Genomic DNA, 22,407 nt, shown 5'->3' on the forward strand with positions numbered 1-22,407 from the left:
CCGCTTTAGCCTGACGGTCTTCGCTTTATTGCAGGACACCTGAACATGTCACCGCTGATTCGCTTAACCGCCAGCTTTGTCGCCCTGATGATGGCCATGGGCATCGGCCGCTTTGCCCTCACCCCGCAGATGCCGCATCTGCTCAGCGAAGGCCAGATCGACCTGACCGGCGCCGGACTGATCGCGGCCGCCAATTACCTGGGTTACTTCGTGGGTGCCGTGGACTCGATATTCGCTCGCAGTCATCATCATATTAAGGGGCGCTTGTACGGTGGCCTGTGGCTCTGCGTGCTGCTGACCCTGGCGTCATACTGGGCCCACGGGTTCTGGCCGCACCTGTTGCTGCGTTTCGGCACTGGTGTCGCCAGCGCCTGGGCCCTAGTGATGATCACCAGCCTGAGCCAGCCACTGGCGATTGCCGCTGGCAGGCCGCGCCTCGGAGCGCTGGTATTTGCGGGGCCGGGGGTGGGGATTTTGCTGACGGGTTTGCTGGCGTTGGGCTCCAACCTGCTGGGGCAAAGCTCCGCGACGCTGTGGTTGGTATATGGGGCAGTGGCACTGGTGATGCTACTGGCCATCCTGCCCTTCTTGCCGAAACCGAGCGCGTCGGTTGCACCCGCTCCCAGCACCGGCAATAACAGCAGCATTGCGCACCTAGGCTGGATCTACTTCCTGTACGGCCTGGGCTACATCATTCCGGCCACCTTCCTGTCGCAGATGGCCAGCGCGCAGTTCAAAGGCGCCTGGCAGGCCGACTTGTTCTGGCCTTGTTTCGGTCTGGCCGCCGCAACGGGCGTGGTGATTGCCAGCCTGCGCCGCAAGGACCCGAACACCACCCGGCGCTGGCTGATGACCACGCTATGGCTGCAAGCCGCTGGCGTGTTCACGTGCCTGCTGGGCAATGGCTGGGGGCTGGCGCTGGGGGTGTTACTGTGCGGTGCGCCGTTTCTGGCCTGCATGCAGTTGGTCATGGCACGCTTGCGCGAGGTAGCGCCCAATGGCTATCAACGCAACACCGGACTGTTGACCGCCAGCTTTGCGATCGGCCAATTGAGCGGCCCGCTGCTGGCTTCCGTGAGCAGCCACTGGAGCGGCAGCCTGCAACCGGCGTTGGTGATTGCCGGTTGCGGCCTGTTGGTGGCGGGCAGCGTATTGATCAGCCGGCGACCACAGGGGTCGGTACGCGGACCTGCTCGCGCCGCGTCAGCACTAGAAAAAACAGCCCGCCCAGCAAGCATCCGGTAAACCAGGCGAAATTGGCCATGCCCTGCAACGCCGGCGTAAAGGTGATCGCCACGCCCATCAACGTCGCCGGCACCAAAGCCTTGACCGCCGTCCAGTTCACACCGCCATCGAAGTAATAACGCCCGCTCGGGCTGTCATCGAACAGCGCATCCACGTCGATGCGCTGCTTTTTGACCAGGTAGAAATCCACCAGCAGGATGCCAAACAGCGGCCCGATAAATGCGGCGAGGATATCCAGGGTGTAATGGATCATCAGCGGGTTATTGAACAGGTTCCATGGGGTGATAAAGATCGATGCCACCGCCGCGATCATCCCCCCTGCGCGCCAACTGATTTTGCTTGGCGCAATGTTGGCGAAGTCGAACGCGGGCGAGACAAAATTGGCGACGATATTGATACCGATGGTGGCGGTGACAAACGCAAAGGCGCCCAACAGGACGGCCATGCTGTTGTCGATACGCGACACGGTGGCAATCGGGTCATGCAGCATTTCGCCAAACACCGGCAGGGTGCCCGAGACGATCACCACGGTGACCAGGGAGAACGCCAGGAAATTCACCGGCAGCCCCCAGAAATTGCCACGGCGCACGTCCTGCATGCTGCGGCAGTAGCGGCTGAAATCACCAAAATTCAAGGTCGGCCCGGAGAAGTACGACACCACCAGCGCCGTCGCCACGATTACCTGGCCGAACGCCTGCCAGCCCGACAGTGATTTTTCCGCCAGGGTAAAGCTGATATTCGCCCAGCCGGCCTTCCAGACAATCCAGCCGGCCAGGGCAAACATCACCGCGTACACCACCGGGCCGGCCCAGTCGATAAAACGGCGGATGGACTCCATGCCAGCCCAGAACACCGCGGCCTGCAATACCCACAGGCTGAGAAAGCCGAACCAGCCCAAGTAGGACAAACCCGCAAAATGCGGCTCGGCATATACGGCCATCGACGGGAAGAAGCGCAGCACCACGATGATCAAGGCACTCGACGCCAGGTACGTCTGAATTCCGTACCACGCTACCGCGATCAAGCCTCGGATCACCGCAGGAATATTCGCGCCAAACACACCAAATGCCAGCCGGCAGATCACGGGGTAAGGCACCGCCGCTTGCTGACTGGGCTTGGCTACCAGGTTGGCGATCAGTTGCACAATGCAGATACCCGCAAGCAAGGCGATCAACACCTGCCAACTCGCCAGCCCCAGGGCGAACAGGCTGGCGGCGAAGACGTAGCCGCCGACGCTGTGCACGTCGCTCATCCAGAAGGCGAAGATGTTGTACCAGGTCCACTTTTGCGGCAGTGGGCCCAGGTCCTGGTTGTACAGCCGTGGGCTGTAGCCTTTGGGCAATTGTTCATTCATCGTCGGACTCCTCGAAATATCGCCCTGCGCTGACGTAGCGGTATGCATACGGTCGGCTACATGGGTTGTATACGAGGCATTCAGCAGGATACGTGCCAATGGCACACAATCCCCGTGGAACGACGCTCCAAAGGGATTATCAAGGTTTGGCTATAAGGGATATGCGCAGCAACGGTGCACGACAATCCTGTACACAATCACTGGCGCACCCGTTGTGCACACAGGTAGCCGACGGTGCAACAGATCGCTGTCAGAACCGTGCCCCACGCCATATCCATCACCGCCAGGCCCGCAGACCAGCCTTGCAGCGTGGCCCAATTACTCAGGTCGTAAGTGCCATAGGCGACCAACCCGAGCAAGGCGCCCAAACGCGCAGCGCGTTGCCAGCTGGCGCTGGGCAAGACCACGAACACCACGCAACCGAGGACGTAGAGCAAATAAAACACAACGGCCGGCAACAGACGCGGCTGATCGAGCATCAGCGAACCGAGCAGGCTTTTATAGGTAGGCCCCATGAGGACGCCGAGCCAAAGGCCGTCGAGCACCAGGAAGGCGAACAGGGTGCCAAGATAGGCAAACAGCATTTTCTTCGACATTTGACCGGTCCACTGCAGGAGCGAGCGTGCTCCTACAGCAGAGCAAACCGCACTCAGCTTAGTTCAATGCGGTCCGCATGAATCACAATCTGTCCCTGCTTGTAGAGCGCACCAATGGCCTTTTTAAAGTTGCCTTTGCTCACGCCAAACAAGTTGCTGATCACAGCAGGATCGCTTTTATCACTGACCGGCAAGGTGCCGTTGTTGTCACGCAACTTGGCAAGAATCTTCGAGTTGAGGCTGGACGCCGCTTCCTGGCCAACCGGCTGCAGGCTCAGGCTGATGTTGCCATCGGCGCGGATCTCCTTGATAAAGCCTTTCTCTTCCTTGCCTGGACGCAGGAACTTGAACACCTCGTTCTTGTGGATCAGGCCCCAGTGCTTGTTGTTGATGATCGCCTTGAAGCCCATGTCCGTGGCTTCGGCCACCAACAGGTCGACTTCCTGGCCCACCTGGTAATTGGCCGGCGTTTTGTCGAGGTAGCGGTCAAGGCGCGCGGTAGCGGTGATGCGTTTGGTGTGCTTGTCGAGGTAGACATGCACTACGCAATACTCACCGGCGCTCAACTGACGTTTTTCTTCTGAGTAGGGCAGCAACAGGTCCTTTGGCAGCCCCCAATCGAGGAAAACGCCGATACTGTTGACTTCCACCACTTTTAAACTGGCAAACTCGCCCACTTGAACTTTGGGTTTTTCAGTGGTGGCGATAAGTTTGTCATCGCTGTCCAGATAAATGAAAACGTTAAGCCAGTCTTCATCTTCACTGGGAATATCTTTGGGGATATACCGATTAGGCAAGAGGATTTCACCGTCCTGCGCACCATCCAGGTACAAACCAAAGTTAGTGTGTTTAACCACTTGCAAGCTGTTGTAGCGCCCGACTAAAGCCATTTCCAGATACCCTCATTGCGTGGGCGGTATTCTACCCGGTTTGTGTCAGGCACGCCCGCGCGCCTGAAAAATCCGCAGGCTGACGTGGCGCTACAGTGGCACCGCCCCGCTCGTCTGATCATTCCTACAAATTTTACCGGTCGCCAACGCCCCGTCATCACAAGCTTTCGAATTAAAACAGTAAGTTAGCCGATTAAATCATTGATCAAGTTCTGCACTTTTCCAGACGCGAGGTTAAGTCCTGGGGGATATTTGCCAAGCAATTGTCAAGTATTTCCTGTACGATGCCTGGCCAAGTTAATTTTCTACAGGTTAGTGGCCGCCATGCGTGTAAAAGCATCCAACAGCAAAGCAAAGCCAGCTCCCGCCGTCGAAACCAGCGAATCGATCAACAGCCAGATTGCTGCGTTTCTCAAGTCCGGTGGCGAAATCCAGCAAATTGCCAAGGGCGTAAGCGGCCAGACTTTCGGCCCGTCCAAGCAGATCAGCCTGGGCAAGAAGTAACACCTGCGCAACGCACCTGGTCCCTAAGCGTCTTGCCTTCAAGGCGCTAGGACTAGAGCCCCGAAACACCCTCTGCTTCACCCTTTATTGCGCAAAAACGACGAACGGGCCTCATCTGCGCGCATTCGCCGGTATCCTTGCACACGTCTAGCACGGGCATCCGCCTGATTTTTCGTTACTGCTCCTCGCTTTTCATGGAGTGAAGCATGTTCAAACCCTGCACGTTTCTGATCGTTGCGTTAATTGCCAGTCCGTTCGCCCAAGCGCAGATCTTCCAGCGCGAATTGGGCGACTTTGACCTTAAATTGGGCACCACGCCCAGCCGCAGCATGGCCCAGGGTCTGGTCAAGCCCACCGCGCCCGGCAGCGACTCGTTCCACGGCGGCCTGGACTTGAGCCACGACAGCGGCGTGTATTTCGGGCAGTTCTCGCCGAATATGGACCTGTCCTCCAAGAGCACGCTCGAAATCGATTCCTACATGGGTTTCAAACACCCTTTCGACCAGACCCTGGGCTACGAAGTCGGCCTGATCCACTACAGCTATCCCAAGCTCAGCCCTCTGGACAGCCAAGAGTTCTACGGTGGCCTGAACCTGTTGGGCAACCGCTTCGGCGCCTCCTTCAGCAACGACCCCGACCGCCAAGACAGCACGCTGTTTGCCGACCTCGGCGGTACCCAGCCTTTCGGCATCGGCGTCAGCATGAAGTACACCACCCATCAGCTGGGCACCCCGGTTTCGGTGGAAAACGGCTCCATCCGCACGTTCAGCGACTGGTCGGTACAGTTCTCCCGAGAATGGAAAGGCATTGACCTGGACTTGATCTACAGCGACTCCAGCCTCAGCGGCGGGGATTGTTCGGCCTACTCCGGACACAATTCGCAATGTGATGGGCTGTTGACCTTGAAGGCCGTGCGATCGTTTTATTGATGGGCTGAACTGTCGCCCCCGCCGCAGGTTCACATGCATTAACCCCCATCCGTGCAAGGACCCGCCCATGTTGCGTCGGCTCAAATTTCTGGCGTTATTGCTGACCCTGAGCCTGGCGCTCGCCGGCTGCAACCGCGTAGGCCTGGCCTACCGCAATCTCGATGTGATCATCCCCTGGACCCTCAACGACTACCTGGACATGAACGCCGGGCAAAAGAGCTGGTTCAACGACAGCCTCAAGCAGCACCTGGCATGGCACTGCACCACGCAATTACCGGGTTACCTGGATTGGCTGGACCGCTTGCAACTGATGGTCGACAGCAATCAGGTCACGGACGCGGCCTTACAAACCCGTACCGTCGAAGCCAAGCAGGCCATCGCCGAGATTGCGCGCGAAATCACCCCGACTGCGGTGCAATTGCTGCAAGGTCTGGATGACCAACAGGTCAAGGAGATGAACGACGCCCTGGCCAAGGACCTGCGCAAGCGCCAGGACGAATACCTCAAGCCACCGCTGCCCCAGCAGATCAAGGAACGCGCCGAACGCATGAGCAAGCGCCTGGACGCCTGGATCGGCCCGCTCAGTACACGCCAGCAAAGCCGGGTGATGGCATGGTCCGCCGCGCTGGGTGATCAGAACACCGAATGGATCGGCAACCGCGCGCGCTGGCAGGCTCAATTCATCGACGCCGTGCAGCAGCGCCAAAGCGTCGACTTCCCGCGCAAGATGCAGCAACTGCTGGTCGACCGTGAAAGCCTGTGGACCCCGGAGTACCGCAGCGCCTACGCACAGACCGAAGCCGCCGCGCGCAGCCTGATCGTTGACCTGATGGCTGAAAGCACCGCGCAGCAACGCCTGAAGCTGACCCAGAAAATCGACGCCGTGCGCAGCGACTTCAAGGCGCTGAAGTGCCTGAAGGCCACACCTTCCCAATAAACGTGGAAGCAGGCACACCCGCTACCACTCGCGCGTGAACGCTAAATCGCACCGCCGGCAATAGCCGCCTCGGACGCGACACGATCAAAGGTTTGTTCATCCAGCGCGTCGTCCTGCTGGTCCAGCACATGACGCGGGTGATTCTCCCCCGGGATTGAGCTATCGATCAGCGAGAGCAGGCTTGCTCCTCGCGGGGTCAGAATGAAATTCTCACCATTGCCGCCCTCTTCCTCCGGACGCGACTCAATAAACCCGCGCTTGAACAACAGCGCTTCATAATCGGCGGCAGTCTTCTTCAACGCATCCAGATTGCCGGTGGGCTCACCCGCCGTGGCCTTCTCGGCGACTTCCTGCTCAGCGTATTTGCGGGGAGCAAAACTGCCCTCGCCGTTTTGCACTTCATGCAACAGCCGCTCGATCAGATCCCAGTTGTAAGTCGTCATCCTGATTCCTCCTGCAGGCGTAGAAAAATTAGCCCGTCAAAACTAGTGACCCGCCCGCGCGCTGGCCGTTCAGCTGGATGGACAGGGCGTCATTCCCCTGAACTTTCCAGGCGTTTGCCCCCTCAACCGAACATCATCGCCAAGGAGGTCCGAACCATGAAAACCCTGATGAACCTGGCCATTGCCGCCACGCTGCTGGGCGCCCTGCCCGCCTGGGCCTGCACGCCCGAAGAGGCCACGGCCAAGCGTGAGGCGCTGGCCAAGGAAGTGAGCCGGCTCACTGAGCAGAACCCTGCCAAAGCCAAGGAGATGAATGACCAGTTGCAGAAGATGGATCTGGACACCGAAAGCGCGCAATTTCCCGACAAATGCCAGTTGATCGATGCCCGGCTCAAAGAGTTGAAGGAAGCTGCTGCCAAGACTGAATGAATGAAGAGCGGCGCGGAGCGCCACTGGCTGCGCTCCCACGCGGAGCATGGGAGCGATCAAACTGAGCATAAAAAAACCGGACAATGTCCGGTTTTTTCGTATAGCGCAGGCCTTACTCGGCAGCGGGTGCTTCCGGCTTGCGGCGCTTGAGCGGGGCCATGCCGTCCTTGCTGACGAGCGACAGGTTGTCGGTCTTCGGCCGGTTGGCGATCTTGCGCTTGGTCGGCGACTTGGCGCCGGCCTTCTTCTTGTCGCCCTTGGCGTCAGTCTTTTTCTTCTTCACGCCGACGGCCTTGCCCGACGCCTTGACCTTCTTCGGCCCGGTGTAGGTGCCTTTGACTTCCTTGATGGTGCGGCGCTCGAACGATTGCTTCAGATAGCGCTCGATGCTCGACATCAGGTTCCAATCACCGTGGCAGATCAGCGAGATGGCCAGGCCATCGTTGCCAGCACGCCCGGTACGGCCGATACGGTGCACGTATTCGTCGCCGCTGCGCGGCATATCGAAGTTGATCACCAGGTCCAGGCCATCCACATCAAGGCCGCGCGCGGCGACGTCGGTGGCGACCAGGATCTTCACGCCACCGGCCTTGAGGCGGTCGATGGCCAGCTTGCGGTCCTTCTGGTCCTTTTCGCCGTGCAGCACGAACGCCTTGTATTCCTGCGCCACCAGGCGGCCGTAGATGCGGTCGGCAGCGGCGCGGGTATTGGTGAACACGATCGCCTTCTGGTAGGTCTCGTTGGCCAGCAGCCAGTTGAGGATCTGTTCTTTGTGCACGTTGTGATCAGCGGTAACGATCTGCTGACGCGTGGTCGCGTTCAGATCGCTGACGTTGTTGACCTGTAGGTGCTCGGGATCGTTCAGGACCTTGGCAACCATCTCGCGCAGAGTCGAGCCGCCGGTGGTGGCGGAGAACAACATGGTCTGCTGGCGGTTGACGCACTCGGCTACCAGGCGCTGCACGTCATCGGCAAAGCCCATGTCGAGCATGCGGTCGGCTTCGTCCAATACCAGCACTTCGACTTCCTTGAGGTCGAGGTTGCCGGCATTGAGTTGCTCGATCATGCGGCCTGGGGTGCCGATCAGGATGTCCGGCACCTTGCGCAGCATGGCGGCCTGGACCTTGAAGTCTTCACCGCCGGTGATCAGGCCGGACTTGATGAAGGTGAACTGGGAAAAGCGCTCCACTTCCTTCAAGGTTTGCTGGGCCAGCTCGCGGGTCGGCAGCAGGATCAGGGTCTTGATGCTGACGCGAACTTTGGCCGGGCCGATCAGGCGGTTGAGAATCGGCAGGACGAACGCAGCGGTCTTGCCGCTACCGGTTTGCGCCGTCACCCGCAGGTCACGCCCTTGGAGCGCGAGCGGGATGGCCGCTGCTTGCACAGGCGTAGGCTCGACAAATTTAAGCTCGGCCACGGCTTTGAGCAGGCGTTCGTGCAGGGCGAATTGGGAAAACACGGGTGCTACCTCGAAGAAATACAAAATATCAGCTGCATAGGGTACCGGTTTCGGGCGTCCAAACCGAGTTTCTTTACGCGAACAGGGCTAATCAGCTGTTTTTTTGTCAGCATTTTTCTCCATACCGAGGTGCCTGGGATCAAGACTGCCCCAGCTTATAGGCCCATGCCCCGAACATTACGTCCCCGACGTATATTCCGCCTGACTGGCTTCGCTCATCGTCCAGACGTTGTTCCAGCGTTTCAATGTTGACCTCGTCGGGTGTAGCAACCCCCAGCGCGACGATGCGTGGCAAGCAGGCACGTACGATGTAGCCCAGGCCGTAAGGTGTATCAGGGGTTTGTACGACGCATTCGGCACGCACATCCGCGACACGCAATCCGGCAGTGGTGAAGATACCGTGCAGGTTAAAGCCGATATGCAAGTCGGCGCCTTCGCGCGCGATCATCTGCTGTATCCAGCCTTGCGCCGTTCTGTGCAGGGGGAAGGCGTCAATGCTGGCTGGGGCCATCGTCGTATCATGCTCCTGGAAAACCATCACCCCGCCTGGATGAAGATGCTTGGCCAGTGCGCTGACGGTGGCCACGGTATCTGCCTGGTACATGAGCACTCGTCTGCCCACGATGGCGTCGAACATGCCGATAGATTCAGTCAGGTCGAGTAATCCGCTTTGAATGAAAGTGGGCACAGGGTACTTAGCGGATGCCTCGCGTTTGCGTGCTGTAGCAAGCGCATTATCATCGTGATCAACCCCGACGACTTCGCCCGTCTTGCCGACCAGTGTGCTTAGCAGGAAGGAAACGTCCCCCGTTCCGCAGCCGACATCCAGAACACGCATCCCCTCACGTATCCCAGCATCAATAAGAAGTTGTTTGGTGAAGTCACGCTTGGCAAGGTTCATGTCTTGGCTCCGAAATTCAGCCCGGAGTCTGACGGACGCTTGCTGTTAATAGAACCCCACCCAGCGAGAGGGGTCTGCTTTTGTATCAAAGCTCGGGAATACATCGAATGTCCGCACAACAAGGCCTGGTAATACTCGCTCGGGGAGGCTACGCCGCTCGGGGCGTGCTGTATTTGATCATCGGCATCTTCGCACTGCTGGCAGCACAGGATTCGACAAAGCCGAAAGACAGCCACAAGAGCCTGGAAGCACTGCTAAGCCAGCCCTTCGGCTATTTTCTCGTTGGGCTTGTGGTGGCGGGCCTACTCGCATTTGCGGCTTGGCGCGTTCTGCAAGCTACGCGTGATGTGGACCATCATGGCAAAGAACTTAAAGGCTTGGTGATTCGCGCGGGTCTCTTAGCGGGGGGTATGGTTAACGGCGCTCTCGCGCTCTTTGCATTGGGTTTGCTTATTAGCGGCATTAAAAGCTCGGGTAATTCCAGCGGGCAGACCAAAGACTGGCTGGCGCATCTCTTGTCATGGGATCACTCGAATGTGTTGGTGTACCTGATCGCACTCGTTCCGCTGGGTGTGGGTATTGCTCATATCATCAAGGGGTGGAAAGCCTCGTTCGAGAAATATTTTGAGGCCGATGAAGACGTCATGCAGTACGTCCGCCCAGTGTCGCGGTTCGGTCTAATTGCCCGTGGAGTAGTTTTTATAGAGATCGCATTGCTGCTGGCAATCAGCGGTTCCACTTATCAAGCCATGAATCCACCGGGCATGAAAGAAGCCCTGGACGCACTGCAGAATCTTCCAGCGGGATGGCTGATGTTGATGGTGATGGCCTTGGGGCTGATTGCGTTCTCGGCTTACAGCTTCTCTGAAGCCTTCTGGCGCAAGATCAATATGGATGTTCCGGGGGTGCCGAGGCCGTAGTTCCGTGCCGGCTCAGCGAATGGTTAGTCCAGTTCTACCTTGTGCCGCGCAGCTCAATGCGGATCCGGTTCAGGTTCAGGTTGAACCTCTGTTGCTCAGGCGGACTCCCAAACCTAAATCCAGGAGAAACGTATGAGCCAGACAGCTTTAGTCGTGGGCGCCAGCGGAATCGTCGGCAGCGCCATCACTCAGTTACTAATCGAGAACAACTGGCAGGTCGCCGCGCTGTCGAGGCACCCGTCGCAAGCGCAAGGTGTTATCCCTGTCGCGGCAGATCTTCAGGATCCAGCTTCGCTGCAACAGGCGCTGGCGGATTTGAAACCCACTCATGTGTTCATTACCACGTGGTCACGACAAGCTACGGAGGCCGAGAACATTCGCGTTAATGCCGCCATGGTACGCAACGTGCTCACCGCCATTCGCCCAGCCAAGAGCGTTGAGCACGTGGCCCTGGTTACTGGCCTGAAACATTACCTCGGCCCGTTCGAAGCGTATGGTAAGGGCAGCCTAGCGCAAACACCGTTTCGCGAAGAACAGGGTCGTCTGGATATCGAAAATTTCTACTACGCCCAGGAAGACGAACTATTCGCCGCCGCTGAAAAGGACGGCTTCACGTGGAGCGTTCATCGCCCGCATACCGTCACCGGGGTTGCGGTAGGCAACGCGATGAATATGGCAACCACCCTCGCCGTCTATGCTTCGATTTGCAAACAAACCCATCGCCCTTTTGTGTTTCCCGGATCAAAAGTGCAGTGGGACAGCCTCACCGATATGACGGACGCACGGCAGTTGGCGAAACAACAACTGTGGGCGGCCACCACGCCGGCTGCGGCCAATCAGGCATTCAACGTCACCAATGGTGATGTATTTCGTTGGAAATGGATGTGGGGCCGAATTGCCGACTATTTCGCCCTGCCTGCGGCCGATTATCCCGCGTCACTCTCACCCCTTGAAAAGCAGATGGCTAACGACCAAGCCGTATGGGCGCAAATGGTCGCGGAACACGGCCTGAAAGAACCCGATATAGGTCGCCTGGTGTCCCCGTGGCACACGGATGCAGACCTTGGTCGCCCCATTGAAGTTGTCACGGATATGTCGAAAAGCCGTGCGATGGGCTTTACCGCCTACCAGGCGAGCGATCAAGCATTTTTCGACGTGTTCGACAAACTACGCGATATGCACTTGATACCTTAGGTCGTCACTTGGCCAGCCAGGACTCAACAGTCGCGGAGCCATGTTCTGCTTTCCAAGCCTTTAGCGTTTTGTGATTGCCGCCCTTGGTTTCGACGACTTCACCGGTATGAGGGTTTTTATAAACTTTCAACTGGCGTGGCTTGCGGCTGCCGGCTTTGAATTCGACGGCTGGAGCGCGACGCCCTGCTTGTGGATCAAGCAAGTTGATAACGTCCTTCAGGCTGTAGCTGTATTTTGCGAGTAAATCGCGCAGCTTCGTTTCGAATTCAATTTCTTTCTTGAGGCCGGCATCACCCTTCAAAGCTTCAAGGGCCTGAAGCTGTTCGGCGAGGTGTTTTTCGAGCTGGCGGAATTCTGCGAGTTTAGACATTGGAAACCTCTTCTAGATGTGTTGTTACGTTACACCAAAAAAGCCCCGAGCATGAGCTGATAGAACTGTAAGCGTACGCCCTATTAATAAATTGAATCCCAGGTAACGGAACAAGGTCATTGAGTATAAGAGTAGGAGACGCCCATTGATGTATCCAACGACGCCCGATGGCCGCTATTTCCTAGTCAATGGCAAACTCTGGCGGTGCAGTAATCCTTTACTACCCTCAGACGTTCGGCAGCGTTTGGTTAACCAGCTTATGGATGCACGTCGTGAAGTAAAAACCGCCAAAGCGTCAGGTGATGAGGGCCAGCTGAAAAGCGCGAGGGCGAAGGTTCAAAAGGCCAAGGTTGATCTGGGCGAGCGCGGGCCGGTCTGGTGGGATGACGGTTCACCCGACTTCAATCAATGTCAGGTGAAAAACACGCCCTATTCGGCCTGGCACAAGTCTCTCGCTGCTATGTAAGCGACGCCCGCTTGATCCCCAACCGACTGACCCACACCGCCGCCAGAATCACCAGGCCGCCGAGGGCCAGTCGTCCCAGCGGCTCATGCTGGTTCCAGATCAGCAGGTTCAGCAACAACCCCACCGGCACATGCAGGTTGTTCACCACCGCGAGGGTGCCGCCATTGACCAGGCAGGCCCCCTTGTTCCACCAGTACATGCCCAGCGCAGTGCTGACCAGTCCCAGGAACACCAGCACGCCCCATTGCAGCGGGGCCTGGGGCAGGAAGTCCGCCTTGCCGAACAGCAGGAACGCAGGTAACACCACCACCAAGGCGCCCAGGTAGAAATAGCCGAAACGCCGGTAGTGCGGCTGATCACTTGGATAGCGCGCCACCAAGTGCTTGTACATGACTTGCCCGGCGGCGTAGGTGAAGTTGGCCAGTTGCAGCAACAGGAAGCCCATCAGGAAGTGCGGCGTGATCTGGTCGAAGCGGATTACCGCCGCGCCCGCCACCGCCACCAGCGCGGCGACCAGTGCCCAGGGGTTGAAGCGCCGGTTGAGCGCGTCTTCGATCAGGGTCACGTGCAACGGTGTGAGGACAGTGAACAGCAACACCTCCGGCACCGTGAGTACCCGAAAGCTCAGGTAGAGGCACACGTAGGTCACGCCGAATTGCAGCGCACCAATGATCAGCATGCTGCGCATGAACGCCGGTTCCACCGCGCGCCAGCGGGTCAATGGAATGAAGATCAGCCCGGCCAGGACCACGCGCACCAGTACCGCGAAATAGCTGTCGACGTGACCGGCGAGGTATTCGCCGATCAAACTGAAGGAAAATGCCTGAATCAGGGTAACAACCAGTAGATAGCCCATGTGCGCCTCGTTTCGAATGGGCGCGACATTAAAGCTTTTCGATGTTTGAAGAAACTCGAGGCAAAAAAAACCCGACCTCGCTAAAGCGGCAGTCGGGCAGGAGCACTCAGGAGCACAAGTGCAAAGGGAGGTTCGGTACGCGTACTTGAAGGGATTGCGTGGTCCTAGATAAACACCGGGGGATTATCTGGCGATTAAAGGATCAAGCCACTTGGGCAAGCAGCGCCTTTGCATGGTTGAGGCCTTTTTCCTGGAAGTCACCGCTCAGGTTCACGCCTTCGGCATGGATGAAGGTGACGTCGTGAATCCCGATAAAGGCCATGACCTGGCGCAGGTACGGTTCCTGATGGTCCGATGCAGCGCCGGTGTGAATGCCGCCACGGGCGGTGAGCACGATGGCGCGCTTGCCAGTCAGCAAACCTTGCGGCCCGGTGGCGGTGTACTTGAAGGTAACCCCGGCGCGCAGCACATGGTCCAGCCAGGCCTTGAGGGTGCTGGGGATGGCGAAGTTGTACATCGGCGCCGCCATCACCAGAACGTCGGCGGCGAGCAGCTCGTCGGTCAATGCGTTGGAGCGGTCCAGGGATGCCTGCTCGATCGGGCTGCGCTGTTCGGCGGGCTTCATCCAGCCGCCCAGCAGGTTGGCATCGAGGTGGGGCACCGGGTTGAGCGCCACGTCGCGCACGGTGATCCGATCGCCAGGATGAGTCGCCTGCCACTGGCTGATGAACTGCTGGGTCAGTTGGCGGGAAATCGAATCCTGCTGGCGAGCGCTGCTTTCGATGATCAGAACGTTGGACATGGCTATGTAGGCTCCATCGGTAAATGCTGTAAGTCGATGGAGAAAAGATTAACCAGGGCCCGTTCGATTAAAAAGCACAAAAAACTGCTATAACCCATCTAGAAATTTGTTTATAAGCGGAGTATTCCCTTGGGCATGCTCCGCTTTTGCTTTATTTCGGCGCGCAGCTCAGGGCAATGCGCATCTTGATGATCGCGCGGTTGAACCTGACCGTGGTGTTGGTGCTTTTGCCCGCCGGTACGGTGACGGTACGACGCCGCGGCGCTTCAGGGCCATTGGTGAAGACCACCGAACACACAGCCGCTGTCGTGCCGTAGTTGTTGAGCTGAATCGAACTGATATCGCCGTCCACATCGGACGCGGTGTAATCGATGCTTACACCCTCGATCTTTTTGGTCACGTCGATGGGATAGGCAAACGCGCTCATCGGCAGCAGCGCCAGCAACACACAACAGAATTTTCTCATTCGGCAGTCTCCAATAAGGACCGCCAGCTTAGGACAAGAGGAGCTCATCTTGAAAGCGCCCCGCGTTACCCTCGATCAATGGCGCACGTTGCAAGCCGTGGTCGACCATGGCGGCTTCGCCCAGGCGGCCGAAGCGCTGCACCGTTCGCAGTCCTCGGTGAGCTACACCGTGGCGCGCATGCAGGACCAGCTCGGCGTGCCGCTGCTGCGCATCGATGGGCGCAAGGCGGTGCTCACCGATGCCGGTGAAGTGCTGCTGCGCCGCTCGCGGCAACTGGTGAAAAACGCCAGTCAACTGGAAGACCTCGCCCATCACATGGAACAAGGCTGGGAAGCCGAGGTGCGGCTGGTCGTGGATGCGGCCTACCCCAATGCGCGCCTGGTGCGCGCCCTGACCGCATTCATGCCGCAGAGCCGAGGGTGCCGGGTGCGCTTGCGTGAGGAGGTGCTCTCCGGCGTCGAAGAGCTGCTGATAGAAGGCGTGGCCGACCTGGCGATTTGCGGGTTCAGCATCGCCGGTTACCTGGGCACGGAAATGAGCGATGTGGAATTCGTCGCCGTGGCCCACCCCGAGCATGCGTTGCACCGCATGAACCGTGAGTTGAGCTTCCAGGACCTGGAAAGCCAGATGCAGGTGGTCATCCGTGACTCCGGCCGCCAGCAACCGCGCGATGTGGGGTGGCTCGGTGCCGAACAGCGCTGGACCGTCGGCAGCCTGGCCACCGCCGCCGCGTTTGTGGGCAGCGGCCTGGGTTTTGCCTGGTTGCCCCGGCACATGATCGAGCGCGAACTTGCCGAAGGCGTGCTCAAGCAACTGCCCCTGGAACAGGGCGGCAGCCGCCATCCGACGTTCTATTTGTATTCGAACAAGGACAAACCCTTGGGCCCGGCGACGCAGATCCTCGTGGAATTGTTGCGCACCTTTGATACCGCTCCGCTGGACGCGCCCTTCGCGGCCCCTCGGCAAGCCTGAGACGGAGTTCACCCATGGCCTGCTTTCAATTGTGCAAGCTCGACGCGATAGTGCGCTGTGGCGGCAGGAACAACGCTCCAGAATCACCTGTCCAACCTGGTCATCAGCGCCGACCACGATTACACCCCCGTGGCGCAGAAAGAAATCTATGTAAAACTGCTGCCCAACGCGCGACTGGTGGTGATTGAAGATTCCCGCCATGCCACGCCCCTGGACCAACCCGAAGTCTTTAACGCTACCCTGCTCGACTTTCTAAACTCCGTCGATGCCACTACCCAGGATCACTGACCCATGCTGAAAAAAATCGCCTTCTTTGCCGGTTCCGTTCTGTTCGCTGCCAACCTGATGGCGGCCGAGCCCGCCAAGGCGCCCCACGTCTTGATCTCCACCACCAATGGCGACATTGAAATCGAACTGGACCCGGTCAAGGCGCCGATCAGTACCAAGAATTTTCTTGCCTATGTCGACAAAGGCTTCTACACCAACACGATTTTTCACCGTGTGATCCCAGGCTTCATGGTCCAGGGCGGCGGGTTCACCCAGCAGATGTCGCAGAAGCCGACCGACGCACCGATCAAGAACGAAGCCAGCAACGGCCTGCATAACGTTCGCGGTACGCTGTCCATGGCTCGTACGTCTAATCCCGACTCGGCCACCAGCCAATTCTTCATCAACGTGGCCGACAATGCCTTCCTCGACCCGGGTCGCGATGCCGGTTACGCCGTATTCGCCAAAGTGGTCAAGGGCATGGACGTGGTCGATGTCATCGTCAATTCCCAGACCACTACCAAGCAAGGCATGCAGAACGTGCCAATCGATCCCGTCCTGATCAAGTCGGCCAAGCGCATCGACTGAGGTCTGCGGGTAGACCTGCAAGTAGCTCCGCACGTTGCTCACAAGGCAGCGTGCGCATTTGAAAGGAGAGCCCGCACGGCGGGCGTCAAGCCTAATGCTCTATCGTCGTTTTGAACAACTGATCGACATCTTCCGCGATGCTCCCAGCGCGGCCCCTCCCGAAAAAGTTTTGCCCTTCTATCTCTATTACCTGCGCCAGGTATGGCCCTGCTTCGCCGCATTGCTGGTGGTGGGACTGGTCGGTGCGCTCATCGAAGTCGCGCTGTTCAGCTACCTGAGTCGCATCATCGACCTGGCCCAGGGCACGCCGCCGGCGGATTTCTTCCAGGTCCACAGCGCGGAGTTGATCTGGATGGCCGTGGTCGCGCTGCTGTTGCGCCCGATCTTCAACGGCCTGCACGATCTACTGGTGCATCAGACCATCAACCCCGGCATGACCAGCCTGATTCGCTGGCAGAACCACAGCTACGTGCTCAAGCAGAGCCTGAACTTCTTCCAGAACGATTTCGCCGGGCGCATCGCCCAGCGCATCATGCAAACCGGCAACTCCCTGCGCGATTCGGCCGTGGCGACGGCGGAGGCCATCTGGCACGTGTCGATCTATGCGATCAGTTCCCTGGTGTTATTTGCCGAGGCAGACTGGCGGCTGATGGTGCCGCTGATCACCTGGATCATCTGCTACAGCCTGGCACTGCGCTACTTCGTACCACGGGTCAAAGAGCGCTCGGTGATTTCCTCCGAGGCGCGTTCCAAGTTGATGGGCCGCATCGTTGATGGCTACACCAACATCACCACGTTGAAGCTGTTCGCCCATACGCAGAATGAGCAGGAATACGCCAAGGAAGCGATCATCGAGCAAACCGAAAAAGCCCAGCTGGCCGCCCGCGTGCTGACCGGCATGGACACGGTGATCACCCTCCTGAACGGCCTGTTGATCGTCACCACTACTGGCCTGGCCCTGTGGTTGTGGACCCAGTCGCTGATTTCCGTGGGCGCGATTGCCCTGGCCACCGGTCTGGTGATTCGTATCGTCAACATGTCCGGCTGGATCATGTGGGTGGTCAATGGCATTTTCGAAAATATCGGCATGGTGCAGGACGGCCTGAAAACCATCGCCCAGCCGCTGGCGGTGACAGACCGCGACAACGCCCCGCGCCTGAGCGTGCCCCATGGCCAGGTGCGTTTCGAGCAGGTGGATTTTCACTATGGCAAGCAGAGTGGAATTATTGGCGACCTCAACCTTGAAATCAGGGCGGGGGAAAAGATCGGCCTGATCGGCCCGTCCGGCGCGGGCAAGTCGACCCTGGTCAACCTGCTGCTGCGCCTCTACGACCTGCAAGGCGGGCGCATCCTGATCGACGACCAGAACATCGCCGAAGTCGCCCAGGAAAGCCTGCGCGCGCAGATCGGCATGATTACCCAGGACACTTCGCTGCTGCACCGCTCGATCCGCGACAACCTGCTGTATGGCAAGCCGGATGCAACCGACGACGAACTCTGGGCCGCCGTGCACAAGGCCCGCGCCGACGAGTTTATCCCGCTGCTGTCGGACGCCGAAGGTCGCACCGGCCTGGATGCCCACGTGGGCGAACGCGGCGTGAAACTCTCCGGCGGGCAACGCCAACGGATCGCCATTGCCCGTGTGCTGCTCAAGGACGCGCCGATCCTGATCATGGACGAAGCCACCTCAGCGCTGGACTCGGAAGTGGAAGCGGCGATCCAGGAGAGCCTGGAAACCCTGATGCAGGGCAAGACCGTGATTGCGATTGCGCACCGCCTGTCGACCATTGCGCGAATGGACCGCCTGGTGGTGCTGGAGAAAGGCCAGATCGCCGAGAGTGGCAGCCATGCCCAGTTGCTGGCACACGGCGGGTTGTATGCGCGGCTGTGGCAGCATCAGACGGGTGGGTTTGTCGGGATCGATTGAAGGCATCGAAACCCAGGGCAAGGGGTAATGCCAGTCAGTTAAGGACGAACACTGTACCTGTGGCGAGGGAGCTTGCTCCCGCTGGGCCGCGAAGCGGCCCCAAAAATGGGACTGCTGCGCAGTCCAGCGGGAGCAAGCTCCCTCGCCACAGGTTACTTTTTACCCTTTCTACTTCTTAACTGACTGGCATTAGGGCAAGGGGCAGTCAGCCCTGCCGATAAGGCAGGGCCTCCCTCGCCTCTTCGGCATACGCCAGAACCCCCACTCGCTCACGCTCGAGGAAATCTTCCACGGCGTTTTTCAACCCCGGATGGCGCAGGTAATGCCACGAACGGGTGATCACCGGTTCAAACCCGCGAATCAATTTGTGCTCACCCTGGGCGCCCGCGTCGAAGCGTTGCAGGCCATGGGCGATGGCGTAGTCCATGCCCTGGTAGAAACAGGTTTCGAAATGCAACCGGTCGAATTCGGCCAGGCAGCCCCAGTAGCGGCCGTAGAAGCTGTCGCCACCGATCAGGCTGAACGCCATGGCCACCGGGCGTGAGCCCTGTTTGGCCAGTACTACGCGGATCGCCTCGGGCATGCGCTCGGCCAGCAGGCTGAAAAACGCCCGGGTCAGATAGGGCGACTGGCGACGTACCGCGTAGGTGTTGGCGTAGCAGGCGTAGACAAAATCCCACTGGGCTTCACTCAGCTCATGCCCCTGCAGCCACTCGAACTCAATGCCCTGCCCCGCCACCTGCTCGCGTTCCTTGCGCATCTGTTTGCGCTTGCGTGAACTCAGTGCGTCGAGAAAGTCCTGGAAGTCGCGATAGCCACGGTTCTGCCAGTGGAATTGGCAGCCCAGGCGCTGCAGCCAGCCGGGTTGCCGGGCCAGTGCGTCGTCGGCCAACGTGTCGGTGAAGTTGATGTGGGCGCTGGAGAGCCCTTCGATTTCCAGGTAACCGGGCAGGCTGTTCAACAGCTCGAAGCCATCTTCGGCATTGGCGGCCAACAGCCGCGGGCCGCTGACCGGACTGAACGGCACAGCCGTCAGCAGCTTGGGGTAGTAGTCGATGCCGGCGCGCGCGCAGGCGTCAGCCCAACCGTGATCGAACACGTACTCGCCGTAGGAATGCCACTTGCGATAGCCGGGCAACGCGGCCACCAGCCGATCACCGTCCCAATGCAGCAAATGCTCCGGTTGCCAGCCCGAATGGGGCCCCAGGCTGGCACTGTCTTCCAGCGCGCTCAGGAAGGCATGCCGCACGAACGGCTGGGCCTGCGGCACCAGGGCATCCCAGGCCTGTGGGGTGATTTCGGACAGGCTGTGCAGGCGTTGCAACGGCATCGGCATCCTCTCTGTTTCTGACGTGAAAGCCTGGCGAGTATCGCCTATCACAGCCCTATGCACATCACCAAAAATGGCCGGACACAGCTCTAAACCGATAGTTCCATCGGCAAACAATTTGTCATGCAGATGAAATCACTTAGCCACTACTCCGTCATAAACCGCCGCGATACTGACGCCTGTTTTCAGAGCACCCGGGTTGCCGGGTGGCATTTTTTTCCGTCCGTCATCGGTCGGTTGTGTCCTGGAGGGGTTGTATCCCTCCTCACTTTCGGAGATTGATATGCGTCTTGCTTCCACTAAAACTGCGGCGGCCCTGTGTGGCGGCCTGATGCTGGCCCTCAGCGTTCCGGCCAGCGCTGCAGTCGACGCTAAGTTGCTCGACATGCTCAAGGCCAACGGCCAGATCACCGCTTCGCAGTACACCGAATTGCAAAACGAGTTGGCCAAAGACCAGAAAGAACAGCAGATCGCCCGGCAAGCCCAACAGGAGACCAACGAACAGATCGCGGCCACCGCGAAAAAAACCAACGAGCTGAGCAGCTTCGACCAGAAGCTGGCCTGGGCCGCCAAGACTCAGTTCAAGGGCGATGTGCGCTTTCGCCAGGAAACCATCAAGATCGATGGCGAGCCCAACAACGGTGGGCGTGACAAGGACCGTCAACGTATCCGGGCTCGTCTGGGTGCCTACACTGAAATCAACCCGCAAGTGGACACCGGTATCCGTATCGCCACGGGCGGCGGTGACGATGCGCGCTCCACCAACCAGGACCAGGATGGTTACTTCGATAAAAAATCGATCTGGCTGGACCTCGGCTACATCGACTACCACCCGGACCAGATCAAGAACCTGCACGTGATCGGCGGCAAGATGCTGCAACCGTGGGTGAGCATGGGCGATGTGATCTGGGACAGCGACATCAACCCAGAAGGCCTGGCGGTCACCTACAAATACCCACTGGGCGGCAGTGCCGAACTGTTCGGCAGCCTGGGTAACTACAACCTCAAGGACAACGTCGACGGCGACGGCGTGCAATTCCGCCACGACCTGCGCCTGACCTCCGGCCAGTTGGGCACGCGCTTCTCACTCACCGACAACCTGAAAATGACCCTGGGCGGCAGCGTCTACGCTTACCAGAACGACAAGGACAGCCGCTGCACGACCACCACCACGCCTTGCGCACTGGCGGTCAACGGCAACTCGGCCAATAATGAATTCCGCCTGTATGAAGGTTTTGCCCAGGCGGACATCGGCGGCCTGGCAGTGCCGTTGGCCTTCTACGGCCAGTACGTGAAAAACAACGATGCCGTGACCGATCAGGACACCGCCTGGTTGGTGGGTGCCAAGTCCAAGGTGTTCGGTTTCAACCTCGACTACAACTACCGCGATACACAACGCGACGCGGTCGTGGGCGCCTTCACCGATTCGGACTTCGCCAACGGCACCACCGGTTCGCGCGGTCACAAGATGAAGGTCAGCTACGACATCGACAAGAACTTCGCCCTGGGCGCCACCTACTTCCTGACCAAGGCTGACTACGCCAGCCGTACCCAGCGTGATGCCAACACCAACACCCTGCAACTGGATGCTGAAGCCAAGTTCTGACCTCACCCTGTAGGAGCGAGGGGACGCCTAGTTCTTGCTCGCGAAGAACGAACAGGCGCGGTTATCCAGGATACCCGCGTTATCGTTGACGTTTTTCGCGAGCAAGCTCGCTCCTACAGGTCTTTGCGCCGTTCGGCGGCGAGCCGTTCGGCCAGTGCGTCCGCATCTTTCACTGGCTCCTGCGGCATGATCCGCAACGTCGCCTGCATCAGGCGCATCTGACGAATGAAGCGCCGGCAGTTCGGGCAGAACATCAAGTGATGACGCACCAGCAGACGCTCACGAAAGGTCAATTGCCCATCGAGGTAGTCACTGGAACGCGCCACTTGCTCTTTACACGTCAACATTCGCCCGTTTCCTCAAAATGCTCCACGGTTGCGAAGACTTTAAGCCGTGCCCGATGCAACAGCACGCGCACATTGGAGAGTGAGAGCGTCAGAAGATTACAGATTTCTTCCAGCTCCAGGCCCTGGCGCTCGCGCAGCACCAGCACGCTGCCTTGCAACTCGGACAAGCTCAGAATCGTATGCTCCAGGCATTTACGCAATTCCTCCTCGGTCAGCAAGGCTTCCGGCGTGTCCTGGTGCCAGGCATAAGGCGCGACAGCCCAGTGGCCATCGTCCGGGGTGAAGCGTTCATCACCGATGGTGCCATGGGGGGAAGGCAGGTCGTCGAGTAACACCTCGCGACGATTTTGCTTGTAGCGGCCCTTGGCGGCGTTCGCCGTGATGGTCAGCAGCCAGGTCTTCAAACTGGAGCGCCCTTCGAACCTGGCGAGGTTGCGGACCACCGACAACCAGGCATCCTGCACCACCTCGTCGGCATGCCGCTGCCCGACGATGGCGTAGGCCACCGCCCGCATCGCACTCTGGTAAGTGGTGACCAGTTCCTTGTAGGCCCGCTGTTCGCCCTTGAGCAGGCGTTCAAGCAGGTGCGCGTCGTCCGCTGCGGCCAT

At 59.1% G+C, this 22,407-nt stretch carries 25 protein-coding genes and 1 pseudogene; 13 read left to right on the forward strand and 13 right to left on the reverse strand.

Annotated elements, in window-relative coordinates; translation table 11 throughout:
* Positions 1-45: 45 nt before the first annotated feature.
* Positions 46-1,245: an MFS transporter gene (locus C4J85_RS19390; protein WP_124407858.1), complete on the forward strand. Its 1,200-nt coding sequence runs from the start codon at positions 46-48 to the stop codon at positions 1,243-1,245.
* Here the strand turns inward: C4J85_RS19390 and C4J85_RS19395 are convergent.
* From C4J85_RS19395 to C4J85_RS19405, 3 genes are all read right to left on the reverse strand, one after another.
* Positions 1,157-2,599, reverse strand: coding sequence for an NCS1 family nucleobase:cation symporter-1 (locus C4J85_RS19395; RefSeq protein ID WP_124410511.1), 1,443 nt, complete (start codon positions 2,597-2,599; stop codon positions 1,157-1,159). The genes C4J85_RS19390 and C4J85_RS19395 overlap by 89 nt on opposite strands.
* 197 nt (positions 2,600-2,796) lie before the next feature.
* Complete coding sequence (locus C4J85_RS19400) at positions 2,797-3,195, reverse strand: DUF2177 family protein (protein ID WP_124410512.1); 399 nt, start codon at positions 3,193-3,195, stop codon at positions 2,797-2,799.
* Between the two features lie 53 nt (positions 3,196-3,248).
* A complete protein-coding gene (locus tag C4J85_RS19405) occupies positions 3,249-4,085 on the reverse strand; it encodes a S1 RNA-binding domain-containing protein (protein WP_057721276.1) in 837 nt (278 codons plus the stop codon).
* Positions 4,086-4,409: 324 nt separating this feature from the next.
* Here C4J85_RS19405 and C4J85_RS19410 point away from each other — a divergent pair, with 324 nt between their 5' ends.
* The 3 genes from C4J85_RS19410 (at position 4,410) to C4J85_RS19420 (ending at position 6,455) form a co-directional block, all read left to right on the forward strand.
* Positions 4,410-4,589 (forward strand): hypothetical protein, encoded by a 180-nt coding sequence (locus tag C4J85_RS19410; protein WP_003193095.1) that lies wholly within the window; start codon positions 4,410-4,412, stop codon positions 4,587-4,589.
* 206 nt (positions 4,590-4,795) lie between these two features.
* Positions 4,796-5,518: a TorF family putative porin gene (locus tag C4J85_RS19415; RefSeq protein WP_124410513.1), complete on the forward strand. Its 723-nt coding sequence runs from the start codon at positions 4,796-4,798 to the stop codon at positions 5,516-5,518.
* Positions 5,519-5,585: 67 nt separating this feature from the next.
* Entirely contained in the window at positions 5,586-6,455 is an 870-nt protein-coding gene (locus C4J85_RS19420) for a DUF6279 family lipoprotein (protein ID WP_124407861.1), read from the forward strand.
* Positions 6,456-6,496: 41 nt separating this feature from the next.
* Here the strand turns inward: C4J85_RS19420 and C4J85_RS19425 are convergent, their stop codons facing one another.
* The gene (locus C4J85_RS19425; RefSeq protein ID WP_124410514.1) at positions 6,497-6,898 is read right to left on the reverse strand and encodes a transcriptional regulator; all 402 of its coding nucleotides are present in this window, start codon (positions 6,896-6,898) and stop codon (positions 6,497-6,499) included.
* Positions 6,899-7,054: 156 nt separating this feature from the next.
* Between C4J85_RS19425 and C4J85_RS19430 the strand changes: the two genes are divergently transcribed.
* Positions 7,055-7,327, forward strand: coding sequence for a hypothetical protein (locus C4J85_RS19430; protein WP_124371465.1), 273 nt, complete (start codon positions 7,055-7,057; stop codon positions 7,325-7,327).
* A gap of 112 nt (positions 7,328-7,439) precedes the next feature.
* On the opposite strand, the gene C4J85_RS19435 is transcribed toward C4J85_RS19430, so the two are convergent.
* Entirely contained in the window at positions 7,440-8,786 is a 1,347-nt protein-coding gene (locus C4J85_RS19435) for a DEAD/DEAH box helicase (protein ID WP_124363855.1), read from the reverse strand.
* Positions 8,787-8,925: 139 nt separating this feature from the next.
* Positions 8,926-9,687, reverse strand: coding sequence for a methyltransferase domain-containing protein (locus C4J85_RS19440; RefSeq protein ID WP_124410515.1), 762 nt, complete (start codon positions 9,685-9,687; stop codon positions 8,926-8,928).
* A gap of 107 nt (positions 9,688-9,794) precedes the next feature.
* Here C4J85_RS19440 and C4J85_RS19445 point away from each other — a divergent pair, with 107 nt between their 5' ends.
* Together C4J85_RS19445 and C4J85_RS19450 are read left to right on the forward strand one after the other, a co-directional pair.
* Positions 9,795-10,607: a DUF1206 domain-containing protein gene (locus tag C4J85_RS19445; protein ID WP_124407863.1), complete on the forward strand. Its 813-nt coding sequence runs from the start codon at positions 9,795-9,797 to the stop codon at positions 10,605-10,607.
* Between the two features lie 132 nt (positions 10,608-10,739).
* The gene (locus tag C4J85_RS19450; RefSeq protein ID WP_124410516.1) at positions 10,740-11,801 is read left to right on the forward strand and encodes an SDR family oxidoreductase; all 1,062 of its coding nucleotides are present in this window, start codon (positions 10,740-10,742) and stop codon (positions 11,799-11,801) included.
* Between the two features lie 4 nt (positions 11,802-11,805).
* Here the strand turns inward: C4J85_RS19450 and C4J85_RS19455 are convergent, their stop codons facing one another.
* Entirely contained in the window at positions 11,806-12,171 is a 366-nt protein-coding gene (locus C4J85_RS19455; RefSeq protein WP_124363859.1) for a histone-like nucleoid-structuring protein, MvaT/MvaU family, read from the reverse strand.
* A 148-nt stretch (positions 12,172-12,319) separates the two neighbouring features.
* Between C4J85_RS19455 and C4J85_RS19460 the strand changes: the two genes are divergently transcribed.
* A complete protein-coding gene (locus C4J85_RS19460) occupies positions 12,320-12,637 on the forward strand; it encodes a hypothetical protein (protein WP_124410517.1) in 318 nt (105 codons plus the stop codon).
* Here the strand turns inward: C4J85_RS19460 and C4J85_RS19465 are convergent.
* The 3 genes from C4J85_RS19465 to C4J85_RS19475 form a co-directional block, all read right to left on the reverse strand.
* Positions 12,630-13,493, reverse strand: a complete 864-nt coding sequence (locus tag C4J85_RS19465) for a carboxylate/amino acid/amine transporter (protein ID WP_124363861.1) — start codon at positions 13,491-13,493, stop codon at positions 12,630-12,632. The genes C4J85_RS19460 and C4J85_RS19465 overlap by 8 nt on opposite strands.
* A gap of 202 nt (positions 13,494-13,695) precedes the next feature.
* Positions 13,696-14,295: an FMN-dependent NADH-azoreductase gene (locus C4J85_RS19470; protein WP_124410518.1), complete on the reverse strand. Its 600-nt coding sequence runs from the start codon at positions 14,293-14,295 to the stop codon at positions 13,696-13,698.
* Between the two features lie 151 nt (positions 14,296-14,446).
* Positions 14,447-14,761, reverse strand: coding sequence for a 3-phosphoglycerate kinase (locus C4J85_RS19475; RefSeq protein ID WP_124367909.1), 315 nt, complete (start codon positions 14,759-14,761; stop codon positions 14,447-14,449).
* Between the two features lie 49 nt (positions 14,762-14,810).
* Between C4J85_RS19475 and C4J85_RS19480 the strand changes: the two genes are divergently transcribed.
* The 4 genes and pseudogenes from C4J85_RS19480 (at position 14,811) to C4J85_RS19495 (ending at position 18,516) form a co-directional block, all read left to right on the forward strand.
* Positions 14,811-15,734: a LysR family transcriptional regulator gene (locus tag C4J85_RS19480; RefSeq protein WP_124363864.1), complete on the forward strand. Its 924-nt coding sequence runs from the start codon at positions 14,811-14,813 to the stop codon at positions 15,732-15,734.
* A 29-nt stretch (positions 15,735-15,763) separates the two neighbouring features.
* Positions 15,764-16,022, forward strand: a pseudogene (locus tag C4J85_RS19485) (alpha/beta fold hydrolase); the annotation flags it as partial.
* Positions 16,023-16,025: 3 nt separating this feature from the next.
* Positions 16,026-16,589: a peptidylprolyl isomerase gene (locus C4J85_RS19490; protein ID WP_124371471.1), complete on the forward strand. Its 564-nt coding sequence runs from the start codon at positions 16,026-16,028 to the stop codon at positions 16,587-16,589.
* Positions 16,590-16,683: 94 nt separating this feature from the next.
* Positions 16,684-18,516 (forward strand): ABC transporter ATP-binding protein, encoded by a 1,833-nt coding sequence (locus tag C4J85_RS19495; RefSeq protein ID WP_124410519.1) that lies wholly within the window; start codon positions 16,684-16,686, stop codon positions 18,514-18,516.
* A 205-nt stretch (positions 18,517-18,721) separates the two neighbouring features.
* Here C4J85_RS19495 and C4J85_RS19505 read toward each other — a convergent pair whose 3' ends face one another.
* Positions 18,722-19,846: a GNAT family N-acetyltransferase gene (locus tag C4J85_RS19505; RefSeq protein ID WP_124410520.1), complete on the reverse strand. Its 1,125-nt coding sequence runs from the start codon at positions 19,844-19,846 to the stop codon at positions 18,722-18,724.
* Positions 19,847-20,129: 283 nt separating this feature from the next.
* Between C4J85_RS19505 and C4J85_RS19510 the strand changes: the two genes are divergently transcribed.
* Complete coding sequence (locus tag C4J85_RS19510) at positions 20,130-21,452, forward strand: putative porin (RefSeq protein ID WP_124407869.1); 1,323 nt, start codon at positions 20,130-20,132, stop codon at positions 21,450-21,452.
* A 113-nt stretch (positions 21,453-21,565) separates the two neighbouring features.
* Here the strand turns inward: C4J85_RS19510 and C4J85_RS19515 are convergent, their stop codons facing one another.
* Entirely contained in the window at positions 21,566-21,799 is a 234-nt protein-coding gene (locus C4J85_RS19515; protein WP_124410521.1) for an anti-sigma factor, read from the reverse strand.
* Positions 21,793-22,407 (reverse strand): RNA polymerase sigma factor, encoded by a 615-nt coding sequence (locus C4J85_RS19520; RefSeq protein WP_124367914.1) that lies wholly within the window; start codon positions 22,405-22,407, stop codon positions 21,793-21,795. The genes C4J85_RS19515 and C4J85_RS19520 overlap by 7 nt, the downstream gene beginning before the upstream one ends.

Source organism: Pseudomonas sp. R4-34-07 (genome assembly GCF_003852375.1).
GTDB lineage: Bacteria > Pseudomonadota > Gammaproteobacteria > Pseudomonadales > Pseudomonadaceae > Aquipseudomonas.

Coding starts and splice junctions, on each gene's coding strand:
- C4J85_RS19390 (WP_124407858.1), top strand. CDS start 46: ATGTCACCGCTGATTCGCTTAACCGCCAGCTTTGTCGCCCTGATGATG.
- C4J85_RS19395 (WP_124410511.1), bottom strand. CDS start 2,599: ATGAATGAACAATTGCCCAAAGGCTACAGCCCACGGCTGTACAACCAG.
- C4J85_RS19400 (WP_124410512.1), bottom strand. CDS start 3,195: ATGTCGAAGAAAATGCTGTTTGCCTATCTTGGCACCCTGTTCGCCTTC.
- C4J85_RS19405 (WP_057721276.1), bottom strand. CDS start 4,085: ATGGCTTTAGTCGGGCGCTACAACAGCTTGCAAGTGGTTAAACACACT.
- C4J85_RS19410 (WP_003193095.1), top strand. CDS start 4,410: ATGCGTGTAAAAGCATCCAACAGCAAAGCAAAGCCAGCTCCCGCCGTC.
- C4J85_RS19415 (WP_124410513.1), top strand. CDS start 4,796: ATGTTCAAACCCTGCACGTTTCTGATCGTTGCGTTAATTGCCAGTCCG.
- C4J85_RS19420 (WP_124407861.1), top strand. CDS start 5,586: ATGTTGCGTCGGCTCAAATTTCTGGCGTTATTGCTGACCCTGAGCCTG.
- C4J85_RS19425 (WP_124410514.1), bottom strand. CDS start 6,898: ATGACGACTTACAACTGGGATCTGATCGAGCGGCTGTTGCATGAAGTG.
- C4J85_RS19430 (WP_124371465.1), top strand. CDS start 7,055: ATGAAAACCCTGATGAACCTGGCCATTGCCGCCACGCTGCTGGGCGCC.
- C4J85_RS19440 (WP_124410515.1), bottom strand. CDS start 9,687: ATGAACCTTGCCAAGCGTGACTTCACCAAACAACTTCTTATTGATGCT.
- C4J85_RS19445 (WP_124407863.1), top strand. CDS start 9,795: ATGTCCGCACAACAAGGCCTGGTAATACTCGCTCGGGGAGGCTACGCC.
- C4J85_RS19450 (WP_124410516.1), top strand. CDS start 10,740: ATGAGCCAGACAGCTTTAGTCGTGGGCGCCAGCGGAATCGTCGGCAGC.
- C4J85_RS19455 (WP_124363859.1), bottom strand. CDS start 12,171: ATGTCTAAACTCGCAGAATTCCGCCAGCTCGAAAAACACCTCGCCGAA.
- C4J85_RS19460 (WP_124410517.1), top strand. CDS start 12,320: ATGTATCCAACGACGCCCGATGGCCGCTATTTCCTAGTCAATGGCAAA.
- C4J85_RS19465 (WP_124363861.1), bottom strand. CDS start 13,493: ATGGGCTATCTACTGGTTGTTACCCTGATTCAGGCATTTTCCTTCAGT.
- C4J85_RS19470 (WP_124410518.1), bottom strand. CDS start 14,295: ATGTCCAACGTTCTGATCATCGAAAGCAGCGCTCGCCAGCAGGATTCG.
- C4J85_RS19475 (WP_124367909.1), bottom strand. CDS start 14,761: ATGAGAAAATTCTGTTGTGTGTTGCTGGCGCTGCTGCCGATGAGCGCG.
- C4J85_RS19490 (WP_124371471.1), top strand. CDS start 16,026: ATGCTGAAAAAAATCGCCTTCTTTGCCGGTTCCGTTCTGTTCGCTGCC.
- C4J85_RS19495 (WP_124410519.1), top strand. CDS start 16,684: ATGCTCTATCGTCGTTTTGAACAACTGATCGACATCTTCCGCGATGCT.
- C4J85_RS19505 (WP_124410520.1), bottom strand. CDS start 19,846: ATGCCGTTGCAACGCCTGCACAGCCTGTCCGAAATCACCCCACAGGCC.
- C4J85_RS19510 (WP_124407869.1), top strand. CDS start 20,130: ATGCGTCTTGCTTCCACTAAAACTGCGGCGGCCCTGTGTGGCGGCCTG.
- C4J85_RS19515 (WP_124410521.1), bottom strand. CDS start 21,799: ATGTTGACGTGTAAAGAGCAAGTGGCGCGTTCCAGTGACTACCTCGAT.
- C4J85_RS19520 (WP_124367914.1), bottom strand. CDS start 22,407: ATGGCCGCAGCGGACGACGCGCACCTGCTTGAACGCCTGCTCAAGGGC.